The sequence below is a fragment of the Roseovarius sp. EC-HK134 genome, from assembly GCF_902498815.1.
In the GTDB taxonomy this organism is placed as follows: Bacteria; Pseudomonadota; Alphaproteobacteria; order Rhodobacterales; family Rhodobacteraceae; genus Roseovarius; species Roseovarius mucosus_A.
The window spans coordinates 334,607-354,323 of record NZ_LR701544.1 but is presented as its reverse complement, the minus strand read 5'-3'; the positions used below and the strand labels follow the sequence as shown (position 1 = coordinate 354,323).

The window sequence follows — 19,717 nt, the reverse complement described above, 5'->3', positions numbered from 1 at the left end:
GGCAGTCTGGCACCCAGAGGCATCTAGCCAGACTGTCGTGTTGAGACGCAACTTAGAGCGCCCCACTGAAAAGGTGCAGTGCCTGATCATGCTGACGCTGTTGGATGTGGGGCAGCGCAGGTTGTCTGAAGCTACCCTTCACTTTGCACAACCGAAGACAGGATGCACATGTATCCGAGGTTCTATACCTTTGCTTGTGGGCCGAAAACCCCGAGTTGGTTGACCGTTTCGGCGATATCCCGTTCTGAGGGCGGGCACCCTCAGGTCCGGCGGGGAAACCCGCTGGGGCGTAGCGGAACGACGAAAACTGCGTACAGACCTGTTGTGATCATCAGCCACCACGGGATCTGAGCAAGGCAACAAGCGACACAATTACAAGCGTCATGCCCAGCAACTGGCTCAGCACAAGGCGCTCACCCAGGAAGACAATGCCGCCAAAGACACCGAAGATGGGTGTTGTCGTCAGGAACATGCCCGCCAGCCCCGGTGCAATCCCTTTCAGTCCTACAATGTAAAGCCAGAAGGCGAGGGCGTACTGGATCAGGCCCGACAAGATGGCGAGGCCCAACGCGGGCAAAGTCACCGACGCTGGAAGCGACTGCCAACCCGCAAACAACGCAAATGCGCTCAGGATTACGACCAGCCCAAGGCCAGCGGTTTGCTGCAACGCAGTCAGAAGGACCGCAGGCATCGTCACGGCAAGCTTGCTGGACGCCAGAACATAGGCAGCCGCAAGCGCTGTGCCGAAGAGGACCAAGCCATCGCCCAAAACCGACCCGCCCCCAAGACCTGCAGGATCGGTCAGGGATACAAGTGTCACGCCGATGACTGCGGTGACGATCGCCACGATCGCCCTGAGGGTTGGCCGGGTCCGGAACAAAAGCCATGCGCCGAGAAAAATGAACACGGGCTCGAGGGCTGCGATGACCGAGGCATTGCCCGCCGTGGTCAGGGCAAGGCCCGGAACACCGACGGCATAGGCTAATCCGGGTTCAAGAACGCCCGTGGAGCCAGCCCGCACCATCGGTCGAAAGGCCAAAAGAGACGTGGAAGAAAGAAGAACAGCAGTCCAAAGCGCGGCAACACTGGCCACCAATTGTATGACCAGCAAGATGAAGGGATCGAAAGCATCAAGCGCCCCTTTGGTCATGACGGTCGCGCCCCCCCAGCACGCCGCTGAGCAGAGCATCGCCGCCACGGCAACCGAGCGTGACGGGACAGGATGGCTTATGGCGTCGGTCATGCGCGTGACAGCGCAACGGCCTGAATTTCGACGGGGCAATCATCCTGCCCGCAGACCCCTTCGTCACAGAAGCGGCAAATGTGATCCGCACTTTGGCGGCTTTTCGTCAAGGCGGCGAGGATACGGGAAAGTGCGACCTCCAGCGTTGCCCGTTCCATGGGAGTAAGTCCCTCGGTCAACGGAATCAGTATCTCGCTCTGCGCCTTTCGCAGATCCGCATAAAGCCTAAGACCTTCAATGGTCAGCGAAATCGCAACTTCGCGCCGGTCCTGCCCATCGCCGCGCCGTGCCAGTCCCTTGTCCGCCAAGCCATCAATCAGCCTTACTGTCGCCGAATGGCTAAGCCCGATAATCCGCGCAAGTTCCGACAGAGTAAGTGCGGAATGCTGGCCCAAGGTCAGAATCGCACCTGAGGTTGATGGTTTTAGATCCGCATGCCGTGCCATCGACATCGCCTGAGCATCCGAGATGGCCGTGGCTGCTGCGTTGAGCAGGTTTGCTAGTCTGTCCATGGTGAGTCTCTGCTTTATATGTATGCATCATGCATATATAATTAAACGGCGCTGTGTCAAGCGACCTGCATGGCTTACGGGTGCCATCGGTCTTGCCTGCCCCCTTGCACCATTCGCGACATCACTTGGGCGATGAGGTAAAATCGCCAGCGCCATTTTATGCTTGCCTTAAATACATTTATGTCCATACATAAAAGTAAGAGTCAGATCCTTCATGAAAGACTTAGCTGTAAATTCCAGCAGCCTGGGCGTGGGCGCATACTCTTGATCCAAAGGTAACCTTCGAAGGGGCCAAAGAGCTTGCCTTCGATCCGAACAGGGAAATCTCCAATGAAAAATCTTGTGACAACTCTGGCAACATCCGCGGCGCTGTTCATTGGGCAAGGGGCGCAAGCAGATAATTTTGTCGTTGGCACCAAGAACTTCACCGAACAATTCATTCTTGGTGAAATCTATGCCGCTGCGCTGGAAAGCATTGATATTCCGGTTGAGCGCAAGATCAATCTTGGGGGTACGCTGATTGCCCATGCGGCGCTCACGGGTGGGGATATCGACATGTATCCCGAGTACACCGGCACGGCCCTGTCTGCGGTTGTCAAAGGCGAGATGTCTTCTGACGCACAGGTCGTGTATGATACGGTGAAAAGCTACTATGATACAGAATTGGATCTAAAGTGGCTGGAGCCTGCCCATATCAACAACGGCTATGCCATGTTGGTGCGCCGGGAAACCGCTGAGAAATACAACCTCAAAACACTGTCCGACCTAGGCGTTGCAGCGCCAGAGCTGTCCATTGGCGGAGGGCCGGAATTTCCTGACCGTGCCGACGGGCTCGTCGGCCTGCGAGACGTCTACGGGGCCGAGTTTCGTGAATTCCGCATGTTTGCAAAACTTGGGCTGCGGTACGATGCCTTGGCTGCGGGTCAGATTGACGTGAACAACGGGTTTGCGACTGATTGGCAGATTGCAGCTGAAGACTATGTCGTAATGGAAGACGACAAAGGGCTTTTCCCGCCGTATTTCGTGGCACCCGTCGTTCGCAAAGACGCGCTTGAAGAGTTTCCGGGGGCCGAGGAGATGCTGAATCGCGTCTCTGATCAGCTGGACAATGACATCATGCGGACCCTGAACAAGCGGGTAGAGGTCGGGCGTGAAGAAGCGCGCGATGTGGCACAGGATTTCCTGAAATCCGTCGGCATTATTGACTAAGGAGCGTGCAAGGCAGGTATGATCCTGCCTTGCGTTTCTAACTGATCGGACCCTTTTCATGATAATCAATATCGACTCTCGGGGAGTGTCGGCGCGCACGATTTTCAAGATCGCTCATGACTTCACACCGATAAGTATTTCCCCCGAGGCCGCCAAAACAATCGCAGCAAGCTATTCATGCTTGCAAGAGCATGCGGCCAGTGGCCAAGCGATTTACGGCGTAAGTACAGGTCTTGGCGCGGCCGTGGATACGGTCATGAAGGTGCGCACGGGCGATGACCAGCATTTGATTCCAAGGGCGCGGGCCGTTGGGGTAGGTCGTATCGCCACCGAGGTCGAAACCCGCGCCATGATCGCCACGCGTTTGTCGCGTGTCTGCGTTGGTCATTCTGGAATGTCCTACGCTGTGGCCGCTGCATTGGCAGGGATGCTCAATCACCGCATTGTGCCCCGCGTTCCGATGCTTGGATCTGTCGGAGAGGCAGATTTGGCCCCGATGGCCCATATCGCAGAAGTTCTGACCGGTAGAGGCACTGTTATCCGCGCTGATGGTAGCCTGACAGACGGGCGTACCGCCTTTCGTGAGGCCGGACTAGAGCTGCCGAAATTTGGTGTCAAAGACGGGCTTGCGCTGGTGTCATCGAATTCAGCCGCCCTTGGGCTTGCCGCGCTTGCCATCGCGGATGTTCAGCGTGTCTTTGCCGCGCAAGTGGCCGCAGTGGCATTAAGCTATGAAGGGTTTCGCGCCAGTATCGCGCCACTCGCACCCGCAGCGACGGCGCTGCGACCAGCCCCGTATCAGGGCACAATTGCCGAAAGCCTATTGTTCTTACTCGAAGGCGGCAATCTGATGCAGCCCAAAGCACAGCGGCGGCTGCAAGACCCTTTATCGCTGCGTTGTGTGAGTTCGGTTTTCGGTGCGGTGCAATCCACAATTTGCCACGCCCGCGACGCCGTTGCCTTGGAACTGGCGACCAGCGACGACAATCCTGCGGTCAATACGGCGCTTGATCTCGTATTGCCCAACGGGAATTTTGATCCGACCCATGTGGCCCTTTCCTTTGATACAATGGCACTGGCCCTCGCGCGTCTTGCCGCGATGACGGGCGAGCGGATCATGAAGATGATGTCCGCCGAAATGTCTGATTTACCGCGGTTTATGGCACCTGACGTGGGCGGTTCCAACGGTTTCGCAACAGTGCAGAAAACCGTTTCCGCGCTGGTCGCAACGATTGGGCAACAGGCGATGCCGATGCCATTTGCCGCGATCCCCGTTGCGGATCGGGTCGAGGATTACGCATCTTTGTTGATGCCCGGCGTTGAGAAATTCTCGGCCATCGTGGAGAACCTGCGCTATCTTGTCGGGATCGAATTGATGGTTGCGGCGCAAGCGGTTGATTTGCGAACAGGCATAACTTTGGGGCAAGGTACGGCAGCGATCCAGCAAGCAGTAAGGGCGCGTGTTGCGCCATTGACCCAAGACCGTGCAGCCAGTCCTGATATTGTCGCTCTGGCCGAGGCGATCCAGCAACAAAGGTTAGGCCCGATCCTCACTGAACTAGAGGAACAGCTTTCGTGAATTGGTGGCCCTACAACCTTGACCGGATCGGAACCGCTTTTTTAGAGCATTTGTACCTTTTGATTGTGCCAATCACGATCGCCTTTGTGATTTCCTTGGCCGTTGGTATCTACAGCGCCAAAAAACCTAGGCTTTACAGCTTCATCATGATCGTGACGGGCATTCTCTTTGCGATCCCCAGTCTGGCCCTATTTGCGCTTTTCATTCCCATTTTCGGCATTGGCACAATTCCTGCGATCATTGGGCTGGCGGCCTATTCGCTGATGATCATGATCCGAAACATCGCGACAGGCTTCCAGAATTTGCCGCCCGAAGTTATCGATGCCGCACATGGCATGGGCTACGGGCGTTGGCGGCGGATTTATGAGATCGAATTGCCTCTTGCACTGCCATTCATCATTGCAGGGCTTCGGATTGCGTCAGTCACAGTGATCGGGATTGCCACCATCGCAGCATATATTAATGCCGGTGGGCTAGGCACGATTATCTTCGAAGGCCTCGATCAACGCTATCCCGAGAAGATTCTTGTCGGTGGGGCGCTCACCTCGGCATTGGCCTTGTCAGTAGATTTCTCCCTTTCGACCATTGAACGGAAGCTGCGCAAAACAACCGGAGGGGCCATGTAATGAACCTGCTTGACGCATTCACATGGTTCCTTGCTCATAAATCCACCTTTATGATCGCGCTGAAGCAGCATTTATGGATGTCTGCTGTGGCCATGTCTATCGGGGCGGCGATAGCCATTCCGTTGGGGTTCTTGGTGGCACATTCACGGCGCGCATCTTTCGTTGCGATCAATATCGTGGGCGCCATTCGGTCGATCCCTAGTCTTGCGATCCTGTCAGCAGCGTTGCCGCTTTTGGGGATTGGCTTTCTTCCTTCGGTCGTTGCACTCATCGTGCTTGCGGTGCCTCCGATGTTGTTGAACACGGTTGTGGGCGTGGCCGAGGTTGACCTAACAGTCACAGATGCCGCAACCGGCATGGGCATGAGCCGTTTGCAGATTGCGCTGCATATCGAGTTGCCATTGGCCTTGGGGCCGATCATCTCGGGCGTCAAAATCGCCTCTATTCAGGTTATTGGCGGTGCAGCATTGGCCTCATTTGTCGGGGGCGGTGGTCTGGGTGATTTCATCAGCACCGGTATCGCGATCATGGATATGCCAAGGTTGCTGGTCGGCGCAGTTCCTATCGCTCTCCTGGCGATTGCCGCTGAGGTTGGGTTTAGCTTTTTAGAACGCCGCGTGTCGTACCGAAACGTCAACCTTTCAGGAGAGCCGTGATGATCGAGCTTAGGAACGTCACCAAGACCTATAACAGTGGCGGCCGTCCCGCTGTTGACGACGTCAGTCTGCAAATCGAAACCGGCACCACGGTGGCACTGATCGGGCCGTCGGGCTGCGGCAAGACCACGACCATGCGGATGATCAATTGTCTTCAAGTGCCAACATCAGGGCAAATTCTGGTCAATGGGCAAGACGTGACCAAGGTTGATCCGCAGGTCTTGCGGCGCTCTATTGGTTACGTGATCCAACAGGTCGGTCTGTTCCCGCATATGACGATCTCAGAGAACGTGGCGACGGTGCCACGCCTATTGAAACATGATCCGGCCAAGATCCGGAGGCGGGTGAATGAGATGTTGGAACTTGTCGGGCTGGACCCTGACGAAATGGGACCGCGGTTGCCAAACGCGCTGTCAGGTGGTCAACGTCAGCGGGTCGGGTTTGCCCGTGCGCTGGCTGCGGACCCCGAGGTGATGCTAATGGATGAACCTTTTGGCGCTATTGATCAGATCACCCGCAGCAAGGTTCAGACAGAATTCAAGGAAATTCTGAAAAAGACAAACAAGACAGTGGTGATGGTCACCCATGATCTGGACGAGGCGCTTAAGATGGGCGACCGCGTTGCGATTATGCGGGATGGCAAATTGCTGCAATATGATGCGCCGATTGATATTCTGGCGCGTCCCAACAGTCTTTTTGTGGCGGATTTCCTTGGTACGGATCGTGCGCTGAAACAGCTGAACCTGATTTCAGTGCGTGACAGGATGACCCCTGCGACAAGCACCGATTTTCCAACCATCGCCCCAAGCGCCAGCTTGCATTTTGCGCTGTCAGAAATCCTCGCCCAAAAGGTCGAGGGCCTGATTGTCCGTGAAGATGGGGGCCCTGTTCTTGGCTTTATCAACCGTGCTGCGGTGCTGGGCCCAGTGGCTCTTGCCTCTTAGTGCCGTTACAACTTCTCTCTTTCCGAAAGGCTTCAACATGACCGAGATCTGGGTCGACTATCTTAACGCACTGGACATTGCAGAACTTGCCCTGACCGACGATGAAATCCTGGCGGCGGTTGAATCCGCGCTGATTGCACAAGGCAACAAGCAGACTGTCATCGAACCGCGTGTGCATCTGGTTCCTGAAAGTTCGGACAAAGGGCATTTCAATGTCCTGCGCGGCTATGTGAAATCGCTCGGGGTGGCGGGCGTCAAAGTGGTCGGCGACTTTGTTGACAATTACAAAGTGGGTTTGCCGTCGGAACTGGCGATTTTGAATCTGTTCAGCCCCGAAACCGGTGTGCCCCTTGCTATTATTGACGCCACGGCGATCACCGACATGCGGACCGGGGCTGTGACAGCGCTTGGGGCCAAACATCTGGCGCGCAAGGACAGCAAGATTCTGGGCCATGTGGGATCGCGTGGCACATCCTATTGGAATGTGCGTTTGCTGAACCATCTGTATGATTTCGACGAAATCCGCATCCACTCCCGTCGGCCAGAAAGCCGCAATGCGTTTGGCGAAAGACTGGAAAAGGATCTGGGTAAAAAGATCATCGTCACCGACAACTGGCAGGATTGTCTTGAAGGCGCGGATATCCTGATCGAGGCGACACGGCTACCAGAGCCTACACCCATGTTCAAAACCGAATGGATCAAAAAAGGTGCCTTGGTGATCCCTTACGGCACTATGAGCGCGGTTGAATTTGATCTGACCGACATCATGGACAAGATGTTGGTGGATGACTGGGGTCAATGTGGTCCGGGGCGTCCCTACGGTTCACTGCGCGCCCATGTGGATGCTGGGAAACTGTCCGAGGAAACCCTGCACGCAGAATTGGGCGAGGTCGCCGCAGGACTGAAACCGGGCCGTGAAAACGACGACGAAACGATCTTGTTCTGGCATCGTGGTCTTAGCAGCACCGACGTGGCACTTGGGGCGGCTTTGGTGGCCAAGGCTAAGGCCAATAACATCGGCCAGAAAATTCGGTTCCGCTAAACTTTGGCAGAGCGTCTTGGCGTAAAGAAAGGGCACCATTGGTGCCCTTTTTCTGTCTGGATCAGCAGGGCTCGTGATAGCCTGCGGCCATTGCCTCGGCGTGCCACTGGTCGGTAACGGCATAGTCTTTGCGGCTTGGGATCGCAAACCCGCTCAGGCACAGGTCTTTCAGGTAGGGGGCCATTTGCGGTGAATCGGCGGCTTGGGCAAAGGCCTCGCCTAGCTTGGCAACGATTTCTGGGGCAATTTCTGGGGCGGCCACCAGCAGCGGTATGGGCGAGGCTGGCGTCTGGGCAATGACCCGAATACGGCGCGCGGTGTCCGGTTCATGGCGGGCCAGCAGGCTGTGAAAATAACTGTCGAGCGGGGCAACATCGGCGCGGCCCTTTAGAATGCTATTCAACGAAGCGCGGGGGGTGACAACCGGACCGATGCTTTCAGAATAAAGGCGTTCCTGCCCGTTCAGATGATCCAGCAACAGTTTGCGTGGGGCATTGAAACCCGAGTGCGAGCCACGATCTGTCCAGGCAATCCGCCCGCCAAACGTGTCTTGCAGGCGGTTAAAAGGGCCTGCATCCGACACCACCATATTGGTACAATACTGCGGCCCTGTCAGCGGGTGCAGCGTTGCGTGGTACTCGGGGATTGGGGCCGCGACGATCTGAAATGCGCGGGTGGCACGCTGAAAGGGCCAGCCGCACATGAACACGCAGGCCAGATCCGTGCGGGCCCACAGCAGATCAAGCGGGGCGGGCGCTGCGTAGTCGATCACATCCAATGGCACCCCAGCGATAGCGGCTGTGTGTTCAAACAAACTGCGCCAGTGACTGCTCAGGGCAGGATTCAGATTATACATTCGCGAGCAGGCAATCATCTGGGGCTCTCTTGTTCACCTTCGGGTGGCTTCTGGGGGGGCCGGGGCTTAGCGCTTCAAGTATTCAGAACAGTTCTACATGCGTGCCGTCAGATCAAAGCGGGATTGGAACCAGCTTTGATTTGACGGACAAAGGCCTGCACCGCACTGCTGCGATGGCGCTGTGTGGATAGCACCATCGTCAAGGCGCGGTCTGGCTGGGGGGATGGTCGAATGGCGATCTCGGAGGATTGGCCTAGAAACCCCGCCGCAAGACGCGACATTAAGGCAACGCCCAGCCCGTCAGAGACAGCGCTCGCGATCGCCTCGTTGCTGGGCAGCACCAATGCGATGCGAATGTCCGACAGGGTCAGCCTGTAATGGCTCAGGAATTCCAGCAGCATGGCGCGGGTGCCAGAGCCTTCTTCGCGGATCACCCAAGGCAGGCTCATCAGCATGGCGCGGTCGATCTGCAGGCCAATCTCGCGGGAGCCGATGAGAACCATCTGGTCAGTTCCGACTTGCGTGGCCTCCAGCCCGTCCATGGTGACGGGGGATTCGATAAAGCCCAATTCGGCTTTGCCTGAGGTGATCCAGTCCATCACCCGATCCGAATTGGTGATTTCGACCGAGAGGTCGATGTCGGGATTGCTGGAATGGAAGCTCATCAATTGGCGAGGCAGCCAGTAATTTCCCACGGTCTGACTGGCGACCAGTTGGATTGAACCTCGGCGCAGGGTGCTGAGGTCTTCGAGAACCCGTTCGGCTTGTTGGCTGCGGTTCAGGATGTCTTTGGCCTCGGTCAGAAACACAGCTCCGGCGGGGGTCAAGGCGATGCCGCGCCCCACCCGGTCGAAAAGTTTCACATCATGGCGTCGTTCCAGCGCGGAAACCGCAGCGCTGACAGCGGATTGCGACAAGCGCAGCACTTCGGCGGCGCGGGTCATGTTCAGCTCCGTGGCCACTGCGACAAAGATGCGAAGTTGTTCAAGTGTCATGCCAGCGGTTTACGGGAAGAGGGCAAGGGCCAGCAAGAGGCCAGCGCCTGAAACAAAACAGCAGGACACAGCCGCCAACACCAATGGGCGCGGACCACGGGCCAAAAGGGCGGGGAAGCGGGTTTGAAAGCCGATCGCCGCCAGCGATGTGGCAAGGATACAGGCGGTCAGCGTGGCAAAGTGGGCCCGCAGATCAGCGGGAATATCCAGAACAGAATTGACCCCAACCATGGCCATGAAACCCAGCACGAACATGGGAAAGGGTGCGCGCTTGCTGGAGGCGTCTTGGTGGCCCTTGTTAAACAGCGCACCCACCAGCAGCAAGACCGGCACCAGCATCAGCACGCGTGCCAGCTTGACCATCGTTCCGACGGTTCCGGCATCCTCGTCGTGTTGAAACGCAGCTGCAACGGCTTGGGCGACCTCGTGGATCGTACCGCCCGTCCAGAAGCCGTGGACCATCGGGCCAAAGTTCAAATAGGCGCTGGTCATCGGCAAAAGCGTCATTGCGACAGAGCCGAACAACGTGACCATTGCAACGCCGTAGGCCACGTCTTCGTCTTTGGCGGAAATGGTGGATGCGGTTGCCAGCACCGCAGAGGCCCCGCAGATTGAAGTGCCCGACGCGATCAGCACAGTTAGCGATTTTTCAACACCTAAAAGGCGGCCCACCCAGACGGTAAACCCCATTGTCCCCATGACCAGCGCCACCAACGCCACCAAGGGCAACAAGCCCAAGGCCAGCATATCGCCGAGCGTGACCTGCAAGCCGAGCAGGATAATCCCAAAGCGCAGCAGGGGGCGAGACGCGATTTGCAAACCGGGCAGGCTCGCTTTGGGGGCGGGGATCGCATTGCCGATCACCATGGCGATCAGAATGGACAAGATCGGAAGCCCGATTGTCGTGGCCAGTCCGAGATGGTGCAGCAGGGCTGCAAGCCCCGTAATACCCACGGCAATGACCACCCCAAACGCGTTGCGCGTGATGAAATGCCCAAACCCGAGGGCCTGTTGGCGGGGGGATATTGTGGTGATCATGGGATGCTCCGTTGGATGTTAGGAGCGGGGTACCATGGCAAAATTCATTATAAAAACATATTAATTTTATGATTTTAATTTATAAAAATGGTAGATTGATGGAAACCTGAGTTGAGACGCGATGCGTCGGCAAGCTCTTGATAACCGATTAGAAAACCTGTCGTTTTGGCGTGGTTTGTCGGCCCATGCCGCTTTTTCTTCTGCAAAACGACTTGGGGATCGACCGAACTGAGCAAGGTGGCTTAGTGCAGGCTGGCCGGATTTCACCGGTCAGATGATCACAAAACCTAGGCCCAGTCACGCGCTCGGACCCTGGATCAGTTAACTTGGCAATGTCAGATGTCTGGATTAACATCACCATGAGGAGAACAGGTGTCCGGCGGTAAGCGCAGCACACCTGTGAAACCACTTAGTCTTTATTTTGCAACCGGTTTTCACAGGCTGGGTCAATCCGTACCCGGGCGAGAAATCTGCGAAGGTGCAAATGAAATAGTCGCAAGGCATGAGAAGTACTCAGTTATGAAAGTCACTTACAAAGAGGTCAAAGCCGACATTCTCGGAAAGATTATAAAGGGCGATTGGGCACCAGGCAATTTGGTGCCAAACGAAGTCGATCTTGCCGAGACTTATGGCTGTGCGCGCGCGACAGTGAACAGGGCGATGCGCGAACTCTCTGACGAGGGGATCATCGAACGACGGCGCAAAGCCGGAACGCGCGTGCGCATGTCACCAATCCGGCAGGCCCGCTTTGACATTCCACTTGTGCGCGACGAGATTGAGGATAAAGGCGCGTCCTATCGGTATTCATTGTCCAGCCGCGTTGTCGAAGTGGCACCAGACTGGTTACGCGCGCGGCTCAAATTGCCAGAGGAAGGCAGAGTGCTGCATCTTGTGTGCATGCATTACGCTGACTGTATCCCTTATGAGCACGAAGACAGGTGGATCAATCTGACCGCTCTGCCAGCAGCGGAATTTGTCGATTTCTCAGAATGCGGCCCAAGCGAATGGTTGGTCGCAACGATCCCGTTCTCTGAAGCCGAAATCAACCTGTCAGCCGGATCGGCAGATCAGAGTTTGGCGGATTATCTGGCATGCTCGGTAGGAGATCCGGTGTTCAATATCGAACGCTCGACATGGTGGGAAAGCGACGCGGTGACCTATGTGCGTTTCTCATACCGCCCCGGCCATCGCCTGACGTCTCGCTACTAGGCTGGGGCTGCGCTGCCGCCGTGACGCGGCAGCGCAGGTGATCGTCAAAGAATGCCGGGCAGGTTCAGCCCATTTTCGCGGGCACAGTCGAGCGCGTCTTCGTATCCCGCATCGGCGTGGCGCATAACGCCAGTCGCCGGATCGTTCCAAAGCACGCGCGCGATCCGGCGGTCAGCATCCTCGGTGCCATCACAGCAGATCACCATGCCGGAATGTTGCGAGAACCCCATGCCTACGCCACCACCGTGATGCAAGGATACCCACGTTGCTCCTGAAGCGGTGTTCAAAAGAGCGTTGAGCAAAGGCCAATCCGACACAGCGTCCGAGCCGTCTTTCATCGCCTCGGTTTCGCGGTTGGGCGATGCCACCGAGCCTGAATCCAGATGGTCACGCCCGATGACGATCGGAGCGGAAAGCTCGCCGTTGCGCACCATCTCGTTAAAGGCCAGCCCCAGCTTGTGACGCACCCCCAGACCGACCCAGCAAATGCGGGCAGGCAGGCCCTGAAAGGCGATCCGTTCGCGGGCCATGTCCAGCCAGTTGTGCAGATGTTTGTCCTCGGACAGAATTTCCTTCACCTTGGCATCTGTTTTATAGATGTCTTCGGGATCGCCAGACAATGCCGCCCAACGAAACGGGCCGACCCCGCGGCAAAACAGCGGGCGGATATAGGCGGGAACAAAGCCGGGGAAGTCGAACGCGTTGTCCAGACCTTCTTCCTGCGCCATCTGGCGGATGTTGTTGCCGTAATCGACAGTCGGGACACCTGATATATGAAAATCGCACATGGCTTTGACCTGCACTTTCATGCTGGCGCGCGCGGCCTTTTCAACTTCTTTCGGGGCGCTTTCACGCTTCTCTTTCCACTGCGCCATGGTCCAGCCTTGGGGCAAGTATCCGTTGATCGGGTCATGGGCGGATGTCTGGTCTGTGACGATGTCGGGTCGAATGCCGCGCTTCACCAACTCGGGAAACACATCCGCTGCATTGCCCAGTAGACCAACCGATTTTGCCTCGCCCGCAGCGGTCCAGCGCTGGATCATGGCCAGCGCTTCGTCCAAGGTTTCGGCCTTTTCGTCGACATATCTAGTGCGCAGCCGGAAATCGATACTGTCGGGGTTACATTCGACCGCAAGACAGCAGGCCCCCGCCATCACAGCCGCCAAAGGCTGGGCGCCGCCCATTCCGCCAAGACCACCAGTCAAGATCCATTTGCCTTTGAGAGAGCCGTTATAGTGCTGGCGGCCAGCCTCGACAAATGTCTCGTAGGTGCCCTGAACAATGCCTTGCGACCCGATGTAAATCCACGATCCCGCGGTCATCTGGCCGTACATCGCCAAACCCTTTTTATCCAACTCGTTGAAGTGGTCCCAAGTGGCCCAATGCGGCACAAGGTTGGAGTTGGCGATCAGCACCCGCGGCGCATCCTTGTGGGTTTGAAAGACGCCGACAGGTTTACCCGATTGCACCAGCAGGGTCTGGTCTTCTTCCAGTTCGCGCAGGGAGGCGACGATCATATCGTAGTCCTTCCACGTCCGCGCAGCACGGCCGATGCCACCGTAAACCACCAATTCGTGCGGGTTTTCGGCGACGTCAGGGTGCAAGTTGTTCATCAGCATCCGCAAGGGGGCTTCCGTCAGCCAGCTTTTGGCCGTCAGTTTTGTGCCAGTTGCCGGGTATATGTCACGGGTGTTCTTGCGCGGATCGGTCATGATGTGCCTTTCTGGGTCGGTTCTAGAGGTGGGGCCACGGCGGCCAGCTGTGTCAAAATGCTTGAGTGGACGCGGCTAAGGCGTCCGGATGTCATGCCCATCGAAATCGGTCAGCGGCACGAGTTCGGTGGTGCTCTGAGCGGGAGAGAGCAAGGCCCCCAAAGGATCACGGATGGTATCTAGAGCGGGCCGGTGGAAGGTCGCACGCCCCGAGCTTGCGCCAGACAGCAAACCGTCATGGCACCTGTGACGGTGCCAGTCCGTATCTTCCAACCCACAGCTTCGGGCGATCAAAGCGGCAGACATTTCCCCCGGCACAAAGGTGCCCGTATGCGGTAGGCCTAACGTCATCGGCGTCTTGCCTTGATGGATTTCAACGGCGGTCACGCGATGAGCTCCGGCATGTCGATGCCTGCAGCGTTCACGATGTCACCCGAGGCAATCATCACGGCGGCGCGTTCCAGATCGGGCGCGAGATAGCGGTCTTCGCCCAGCGCGGCCACGTCTTGGCGCACCCGATCCACCACCCGTTGCAACGTATCGCTTGTGGCGAGCGGTGCGCGGAAGTCGATGCCTTGCGCGGCGCAGAGCAATTCCACACCAAGAATACGTGCGAGATTTTCGTTCATTGCCCCCAAACGGCGTGCGCCATGGGCGGCCATGCTGACGTGATCTTCCTGATTGGCAGAGGTGGGTGTGCTATCGGTGACGCAGGGATTTGCCAGATGTTTGTTTTCGCTCATCAGGGCGGCCGTTGTGACCTCGGCAATCATATAGCCACTGTTCAGCCCCGGATTTGGCGTAAGGAACGGTGGTAGATTGAAACTGAGCACCGGGTCCACGATCAGAGCAACGCGGCGTTGCGCAATCGCCCCAATCTCGGCAATCGCGAGCGCGATCATATCGGCGGCAAATCCGACAGGTTCGGCGTGAAAGTTGCCCCCCGATACGATCAAATCCGCCTCGATCAAAACCAGCGGATTATCAGTGGCGGCATTCGCCTCGATCCCCAGGGTTCGGGCCGCCATGCGCAGCACATCCATCGCCGCCCCCGTCACCTGTGGCTGGCAGCGGATGCAATAGGGGTCTTGAACCCGGGCATCCCCCACGATGTGGCTCTCGCGGATTTCGGATCCGGCCAGCAAGGCGCGCATGGTCTCTGCGGCCTGTATCTGGCCGGGATGGCCTCGCAGGGCGTGGATTTCCGGCTGCAATGGCGCGGTAGACCCCATGATGGCGTCAGTTGACAAGGCCGATGTGACCAGTGCCGAATGGGCCGCGCGCCATGCGCCGAAAAGGCCCGCAAGCGCAAAGGCCGTCGAGAATTGGGTGCCGTTAATCAAGGCCAGCCCTTCTTTGGGGCCAAGCACAAGAGGAGTAATACCAGCTACGGCCAAAGCTTCGGCACCGGGCAATATCTTACCCAGATACTCGGCCTCGCCATGACCCATCATGACAGCCGCCATATGCGCAAGCGGAGCCAGATCCCCCGAGGCACCAACAGAGCCTTGCGCCGGGATCACAGGCGTCACGCCCTTGGCCAGCATCTCCTCAATCTGTGCCACAACCTCTAACCGCACACCCGAGGCACCGCGCCCCAAGCTGAGCAATTTGAGAGCCATCAACAGACGCGTCTCGCGTCGTGAAATCGCAGGGCCAACACCGCAGCAATGGGACAAGATCAGGTTGCGCTGCAGGGTTGTGGTATCTTTGCTCGCAATCTTGACCGAGGCAAGTTTGCCAAACCCGGTATTCACACCGTATACCGCATCTGTCCCTGCAACAGCCTTGGCGATCCGCGCATGAGCGCGCTCGATCGCTGGATGGCAGGCCGGATCAAGCCGGACCGAGGCTTCGTTCCAATAGATGTCAGCGAGATGATCCAAAGTAACAGCGCCGGGGGTGAGGGTGAGTGTGGTCACAACGTCCCTCCGAATATGCGGGCGTGAAGGGGATTAAAGCCGATGCGGTACGAGAGTTCGGCAGGGTGTTTGATGTTCCAAACTGCCATGTCGGCGCGCTTTCCGACGGCGAGGGTGCCCGCGTCGGATAGCCCCAAAGCCCGCGCAGCGTTTTGAGTGACGCCGCGCAGAGCTTCTTCGGGGGTCATCCGAAACAAGGTGCAGCCCATGTTGAGCGTCAGCAGCAACGAATTTAATGGGGAGGAACCGGGGTTGATGTCTGTTGCCAAGGCCATAGGCACCCCATGTTTGCGCAACAGGGCGATAGGCGGGGCTTGGGTCTCTCGCAATGTATAGAATGCACCGGGCAGGATGACGGCAACCGTCCCAGCTTGCGCCAATGCTTCTACGCCGGCCTCATCCAGATATTCGATATGATCGGCTGACAGCGCTCCATAGCCCGCCGCCAGTTTCGCGCCGCCAATGTTTGAAAGTTGCTCTGCATGCAGCTTGACAGGCAGGCCCAAGCTGCACGCCACATGAAAAACTCGGGCAATCTGAGCAGGCTGGAACGCGATCCCCTCACAAAAACCGTCGACAGCGTCGACCAGTGCTTCGGCGTGGGCTGCACGCAAGGCAGGGATGCAGACCTCATCTATATAAGCATCGTCCCGACCCGCGTAGTCCGCAGGTGTGGCATGCGCCCCGAGAAACGTAGTTTTGACCCGAACGGGGCGCTTGTGGCCGATCGCGCGGGCCACGCGCAACATCCGCAATTCGGTTTCGATATCAAGACCGTAGCCGGATTTGATTTCGATGCAGGTGACACCTTCGGCGATCAAAACGTCGACACGGGCAAGTGCGGTGGTCAACAATTCTTCGTCGGAGGCCGCACGCGTGGCCTTTACCGTCGATACAATTCCGCCACCCGCCCGCGCGACCTCTTCATAGGTCGCTCCGTTGAGGCGCATCTCGAACTCGACAGCGCGGTTGCCACCGTGGACGATATGGGTGTGGCAATCAATCAAACCCGGTGTCACGACGCGCCCACCAAGGTCAATCTGGGGAAACGAGTTATAAAGCGATGGTAAGGCCTCACGTGAGCCAAGCCAGTCAATCAACCCATCGACAACGACAACCGCTGCATCCTCGATCCAGCCATACTTAGGGCCTGAGTCGCAAAGGCTTGCGAGATTCAAATTCACAAAAACTTTGCTATTCTCCGTCATTTCGGGCCACCGCTGCTGAAATTTCACTTTAATGGTATGTATAGTTATGTTTTATGTCTATACATAAAAACCGAGGGACGTGAAATGATTTTTGCACGACGAGCCATGCTTGCAACGGGGTGGGCCAGCAATGTCCGTTTGGACGTGTCGCATGGTCGGATCACCGCGCTCGAAACCGATCAAAACGCCAAGCAAGGCGATACAACGGTCGATACGTTATTGCCCGCGCTGGCAAACTTGCACAGCCACAGCTTCCAGCGTGCGATGGCGGGGATGACCGAATTCCGGATGGCGGGCAAAGACAGCTTTTGGACATGGCGTGATCTGATGTACCGTTTCACTGCGCATCTGACGCCAGAGCATGTCGAGGCGATTGCGGCGTTTGTCTTTCTGGAAATGCAGGAAGCGGGTTACGCCAGCGTCGGCGAGTTTCACTATCTACATCATCAGCCCGGCGGCATGCCCTACGAGGATCTCGGCGAACTTTCGGCCCGCATTGCAGCGGCTGCCGCAGCTACTGGGATCGGGCTGACCCACCTGCCAGTGCTCTATACATACGGGGGGGCTGGCCAGATGGCACTGACAGCGGGGCAGGCGCGCTTTGGCAACTCTGTGGATCGCTTTAACGACCTTGTCGCGCGGGCCAGAGGCGCCATTGCTGATCTGCCAAAGGATTGTCGCGTGGGTATTGCGCCACATTCCCTGCGGGCCACCTCACCTGATGATCTCAAGACGGTTCTTGCGGCCCATGAAGCGGGGCCGGTTCACATTCACATCGCGGAACAACCCCAAGAAGTGGCAGATATCCAAGCAGTGCTTGGGGCACGGCCTGTTGAGTGGTTGTTGGCGAATGCAGAGGTCAACGCGGACTGGTGCCTGATCCACGCCACCCACATGACGGATGCAGAGACCGTGAACATGGCAAGGTCTGGCGCTGTCGCAGGGCTTTGCCCGATCACAGAGGCAAATCTGGGCGATGGCCCCTTTAACGGGCCAGCCTATCTGAATGCAGGCGGGGCGTTTGGAGTGGGCTCGGATTCAAATGTGCTGATTTCGCTCACCGAAGAGTTGCGCACCTTGGAATATTCCCAGCGCCTGCGCGACATCGCGCGCAATGTCTTGGTTGTGGGAGAAGGCTCGGTTGGGGAAACCCTCTACTGCGGGGCTGCGAAAGGCGGTGCGCAGGCTTTGGGGCGTGGCACCGGCGATATCTCGGTCGGAGCATGGGCGGATTTGGTGGCGGTTGATAGTGAAGCGCCTGCATTATGCGCCTTGAAGGAACATCAATTGCTGGATGGCTTGGTCTTTGCCGCCAAAGACGAGATAGTAACAGATGTCTGGTCAGGGGGGCGTCATGCGGTCAAACAGGGCAAACACATCCACCGCGATGCGATCACCGCCGCCTATCGCTCTGCGATGCAAAGCCTGATGGCCTTGCTTTGATCCGGATAGGTCAGGCGGATTTCTAATAGCGCGGCGTCTTCTGTCAGTGTCAGCGCGACGTTTGGCGTTGTGACAAACACGGTGTCGCCTGTGGCAACCGCCACCCCATCAATCTCGGGTGCTCCACTAAGGACATGGAGCACCATGAGCCCGTGATCGGGGCGGGTGATATCACCAATCAGCGGCCCACGCCGCGTCAAAACCTCTCCTTCACATGATCGCGGATCAAACATGAGGTTTAGGTCGGTAAGCGGCCCATTGGCCAAACGGGCATAAACTTTCAGCCCCCCGTCAAAGCGGATCGGCTCCCAAGTGCGGGCCTCGATAGACGAGGTCGGTGTATCCAGTGTCATAGTCCCGCCAGAGACCACGGTCAGAATGCGCACCATACCCGCGAAATCGGAAAATGGACCGTCCTGAGAAACATCAGCGCGGCTGAGTGTCCATGCGGGCTGGTCAAGATACAGGCCCTTCGCGATGTTGCGCGTGACGCCGCCACCGTTCTTCCATGGGACATCAATCAAAGCGCCGAATTTCAAAGTTTGCATGGAAAACCTCTCTCTGTCACTCAACAGCACGCATAGCCGCGCCCTGCCCTCTTCATAAATGATGTGACACCTCTCATTAAGTCTAGACATTAAATCTCAATACGCGCCTTTCGAGGCCTGACAAAAGCGCGCATTCGATCACATGGCGAAAGGGTCAGAAACGTTGGTCCATACGAGCGGCAATCACAAAACCACGTGGTGACCACACCGGCGCGCCAAAGGCCCGGATACATTCTCATCCTCTTCAGAGAACCACCCTAGTTTGTGGCGAGACGTGGTGAGACTAACGAAGATATGGAAGCGTCGATGATTGTTTGAAGCGTCTCGCGGTTGGGCGAGGTCTTGGCAAAGACGTTCAGACCCTGTGCAATGCACAGAAGATATTTTGCCTGGCTCTCGGGGTGTTCAAAGGAATCGCGCTTCAATGCCTCGCGAAAGGCGATTTCCAGGCGGGTCAGATGATCCAACATGAGCTGGGCAACGTCGTCATCCACCTCTTTCAGTTCGACGAAGGCGTTTGTTCCCAAGCATCCCCAACGCCGGTTTCCGTTGACGATACCGTTCGCGATAAAGTCGAAATAGGCGCGAATTCCGTCCAGGCCGCATGGGTTGGTTTCCAGCAATTCAAGGCCCGGACGGTTCATACTGTCCAGATACCGCCGGATGACAGCTAGAAACAGCCCATGCTTGCTGCCGAATGCCGCATAAACACTTCCGGGGTTTAACCCCATCGCATCACAGACGTCTTGAATTGACGCACCGGAATAGCCACGACGCCAGAAAACTTCGATCGCGCCATCAAGCACTTTTTTTTCATCGAACTCTCTATGACGGCCCATTCCGATACCAGATTTCCCAATTCTTTTGCTTAGATGTATACACTATCTATGGCAAAGCGAGCGGATGGTATAGAGGGCGGACCTACCAAGGTTTGATCTGAGCGGTTCGCGGGCCGTTAAAACAGGACGGGTTCCT

Annotated in this window: 19 protein-coding genes; 8 read left to right on the top strand and 11 right to left on the bottom strand. The window is 57.2% G+C overall.

The genetic code is table 11. The features are described from left to right. Positions 1 to 331: 331 nt before the first annotated feature. Positions 332 to 1,243, bottom strand: coding sequence for a DMT family transporter (locus GC127_RS05695; RefSeq protein WP_008283122.1), 912 nt, complete (start codon positions 1,241 to 1,243; stop codon positions 332 to 334). After that, a complete protein-coding gene (locus GC127_RS05690) occupies positions 1,240 to 1,755 on the bottom strand; it encodes a MarR family winged helix-turn-helix transcriptional regulator (RefSeq protein ID WP_151976954.1) in 516 nt (171 codons plus the stop codon). The genes GC127_RS05695 and GC127_RS05690 overlap by 4 nt, the downstream gene beginning before the upstream one ends. 330 nt (positions 1,756 to 2,085) lie before the next feature. Between GC127_RS05690 and GC127_RS05685 the strand changes: the two genes are divergently transcribed. The 6 genes from GC127_RS05685 to GC127_RS05660 all read left to right on the top strand — a co-directional run bounded on the left by GC127_RS05685 (position 2,086) and on the right by GC127_RS05660 (position 7,811). Further along, the gene (locus GC127_RS05685) at positions 2,086 to 2,964 is read left to right on the top strand and encodes a glycine betaine ABC transporter substrate-binding protein (protein ID WP_151976952.1); all 879 of its coding nucleotides are present in this window, start codon (positions 2,086 to 2,088) and stop codon (positions 2,962 to 2,964) included. A gap of 58 nt (positions 2,965 to 3,022) precedes the next feature. After that, complete coding sequence (locus GC127_RS05680; protein WP_254700009.1) at positions 3,023 to 4,543, top strand: histidine ammonia-lyase; 1,521 nt, start codon at positions 3,023 to 3,025, stop codon at positions 4,541 to 4,543. A 95-nt stretch (positions 4,544 to 4,638) separates the two neighbouring features. After that, positions 4,639 to 5,169 carry an ABC transporter permease gene (locus GC127_RS05675; RefSeq protein WP_217524480.1) on the top strand — a complete coding sequence of 177 codons (531 nt, stop codon included), beginning with the start codon at positions 4,639 to 4,641 and terminating at the stop codon, positions 5,167 to 5,169. Next, a complete protein-coding gene (locus GC127_RS05670) occupies positions 5,169 to 5,825 on the top strand; it encodes an ABC transporter permease (protein WP_151976948.1) in 657 nt (218 codons plus the stop codon). The genes GC127_RS05675 and GC127_RS05670 overlap by 1 nt, the downstream gene beginning before the upstream one ends. Next, complete coding sequence (locus GC127_RS05665; RefSeq protein ID WP_151976946.1) at positions 5,825 to 6,769, top strand: ABC transporter ATP-binding protein; 945 nt, start codon at positions 5,825 to 5,827, stop codon at positions 6,767 to 6,769. Before GC127_RS05670 ends, GC127_RS05665 begins: the two co-directional genes overlap by 1 nt. 37 nt (positions 6,770 to 6,806) lie before the next feature. Beyond that, complete coding sequence (locus tag GC127_RS05660; RefSeq protein ID WP_008283115.1) at positions 6,807 to 7,811, top strand: ornithine cyclodeaminase family protein; 1,005 nt, start codon at positions 6,807 to 6,809, stop codon at positions 7,809 to 7,811. Positions 7,812 to 7,872: 61 nt separating this feature from the next. Here the strand turns inward: GC127_RS05660 and GC127_RS05655 are convergent, their stop codons facing one another. From GC127_RS05655 to GC127_RS05645, 3 genes are all read right to left on the bottom strand, one after another. Continuing rightward, positions 7,873 to 8,625 carry a phosphate/phosphite/phosphonate ABC transporter substrate-binding protein gene (locus GC127_RS05655; RefSeq protein ID WP_199861201.1) on the bottom strand — a complete coding sequence of 251 codons (753 nt, stop codon included), beginning with the start codon at positions 8,623 to 8,625 and terminating at the stop codon, positions 7,873 to 7,875. 149 nt (positions 8,626 to 8,774) lie between these two features. After that, the gene (locus tag GC127_RS05650; protein WP_151976942.1) at positions 8,775 to 9,662 is read right to left on the bottom strand and encodes a LysR family transcriptional regulator; all 888 of its coding nucleotides are present in this window, start codon (positions 9,660 to 9,662) and stop codon (positions 8,775 to 8,777) included. 9 nt (positions 9,663 to 9,671) lie between these two features. After that, positions 9,672 to 10,700 (bottom strand): YeiH family protein, encoded by a 1,029-nt coding sequence (locus tag GC127_RS05645; RefSeq protein WP_151976940.1) that lies wholly within the window; start codon positions 10,698 to 10,700, stop codon positions 9,672 to 9,674. 372 nt (positions 10,701 to 11,072) lie between these two features. Between GC127_RS05645 and GC127_RS05640 the strand changes: the two genes are divergently transcribed. Further along, on the top strand, positions 11,073 to 11,909 hold the full coding sequence (locus GC127_RS05640) for a UTRA domain-containing protein (protein WP_368074211.1): 837 nt from the start codon (positions 11,073 to 11,075) through the stop codon (positions 11,907 to 11,909). 44 nt (positions 11,910 to 11,953) lie between these two features. On the opposite strand, the gene hutU is transcribed toward GC127_RS05640, so the two are convergent. The 4 genes from hutU to hutI form a co-directional block, all read right to left on the bottom strand. Further along, complete coding sequence (gene hutU, locus GC127_RS05635; protein ID WP_008283110.1) at positions 11,954 to 13,621, bottom strand: urocanate hydratase; 1,668 nt, start codon at positions 13,619 to 13,621, stop codon at positions 11,954 to 11,956. A gap of 75 nt (positions 13,622 to 13,696) precedes the next feature. Beyond that, positions 13,697 to 14,008 carry an N-formylglutamate amidohydrolase gene (locus GC127_RS05630; protein WP_254700007.1) on the bottom strand — a complete coding sequence of 104 codons (312 nt, stop codon included), beginning with the start codon at positions 14,006 to 14,008 and terminating at the stop codon, positions 13,697 to 13,699. After that, complete coding sequence (gene hutH, locus GC127_RS05625) at positions 14,005 to 15,543, bottom strand: histidine ammonia-lyase (protein ID WP_151976938.1); 1,539 nt, start codon at positions 15,541 to 15,543, stop codon at positions 14,005 to 14,007. Before hutH ends, GC127_RS05630 begins: the two co-directional genes overlap by 4 nt. Beyond that, on the bottom strand, positions 15,540 to 16,751 hold the full coding sequence (hutI, locus tag GC127_RS05620) for an imidazolonepropionase (protein WP_151976936.1): 1,212 nt from the start codon (positions 16,749 to 16,751) through the stop codon (positions 15,540 to 15,542). Before hutI ends, hutH begins: the two co-directional genes overlap by 4 nt. Before the next feature lie 84 nt (positions 16,752 to 16,835). On the opposite strand from hutI, the gene GC127_RS05615 reads away from it, so the two are divergent. After that, positions 16,836 to 18,194, top strand: coding sequence for a formimidoylglutamate deiminase (locus GC127_RS05615; RefSeq protein ID WP_151976934.1), 1,359 nt, complete (start codon positions 16,836 to 16,838; stop codon positions 18,192 to 18,194). Here the strand turns inward: GC127_RS05615 and GC127_RS05610 are convergent. Together GC127_RS05610 and GC127_RS05605 are read right to left on the bottom strand one after the other, a co-directional pair. Continuing rightward, positions 18,155 to 18,742, bottom strand: a complete 588-nt coding sequence (locus GC127_RS05610; RefSeq protein ID WP_151976932.1) for a HutD family protein — start codon at positions 18,740 to 18,742, stop codon at positions 18,155 to 18,157. The two genes, GC127_RS05615 and GC127_RS05610, sit on opposite strands and share 40 nt — an antisense overlap. 257 nt (positions 18,743 to 18,999) lie before the next feature. Continuing rightward, positions 19,000 to 19,581, bottom strand: a complete 582-nt coding sequence (locus tag GC127_RS05605; RefSeq protein WP_081506971.1) for a TetR/AcrR family transcriptional regulator — start codon at positions 19,579 to 19,581, stop codon at positions 19,000 to 19,002. Positions 19,582 to 19,717 lie beyond the last annotated feature (136 nt).